The sequence below is a fragment of the Acinetobacter sp. CFCC 10889 genome, assembly GCF_003268395.1.
Classification (GTDB): domain Bacteria; phylum Pseudomonadota; class Gammaproteobacteria; order Pseudomonadales; family Moraxellaceae; genus Acinetobacter.
In genome coordinates this window covers 1-928 of the sequence record NZ_LQXQ01000160.1, presented here as the reverse complement: position 1 = coordinate 928, position 928 = coordinate 1, and the positions used below count along the sequence as shown (strand labels likewise).

The 928-nt window shown below is 37.8% G+C and carries 2 protein-coding genes; both read right to left on the bottom strand.

What is annotated here, in order from left to right:
- The coding region (locus AVJ19_RS21160; RefSeq protein WP_162626691.1) for a cytochrome ubiquinol oxidase subunit I at positions 1-365 on the bottom strand (365 nt) is incomplete at its 3' end.
- Positions 366-517: 152 nt separating this feature from the next.
- Positions 518-928: DUF2946 domain-containing protein (locus AVJ19_RS21155; RefSeq protein ID WP_111861434.1), on the bottom strand; the 411-nt coding region annotated here is incomplete at its 5' end.

Below are 928 nucleotides of genomic sequence, written 5' to 3'. Positions count from 1 at the left end.
CCCCATCCAAAAAGCATAATGCCTAAAAATCCTGCTTCTAAGAAGAAAGCACTTAGAACTTCGTAGCTCAGTAAGGGGCCTGTAACGCCTCCTGCAAATCGAGAAAATTCACTCCAGTTTGTACCAAACTGATAACTCATCACGACACCAGAAACGACACCCATACCGAATGATAATGCAAATACTTTCACCCAGAATTTGAATAAATCATGATAAATAGAGTCGTTTGTTCTAAGCCATCGCCATTCTAAAACTGCAAGAAAGCTTGCAAGCCCAATAGAAATCGCAGGGAAAATAATATGAAATGACACCGTGAATGCAAACTGAATACGTGCTAACTCAAGTGCCGTAAAACCTAAGGTCATAGCAACTCTCCACATCCGAAGCATGCTCTAGATTGCATATGCTCTGATATGAGTGTGCCTACACAGATACGTGCATTTTTTAAAAGTAATAACATAGCGATTAGTCTCTTCAACTAATTAAATTTCAAAACAATAAGGAATTGCCAATAAATTTAGACAGCAAAAGAGAGAGGAGGTGCTCGACCTTGAGGGATCAGAAATAATTGCTTTAAAAGAAAGAAGATATGAAAGAAAGCTTCTTTAAAAGCTAATAACCGAACTTGAATTCTCACGACTACTTCTTTAACACCCATGTCTGGTAGTGGAACGACATGTGCGTAAACAACACAGTACTGACATTGATGATTTGCATCGTGATGATGGCTAGATGAAGTTTTTTGTTCAAGATTTGCATGATTAAGCTTTTCAGTATCATGATTAGCTAAATCCAGCTCTTGATGAGAGTGATTATGCGTAGAATGATCTGAGCTATGCTTATGGTAAGAAGTATCTAATTGAAGTGCATGGACAATAGTTTCACAGACAGGAGAAATTTGATATTTCTCTGGAAGCAAAGGCTGTAT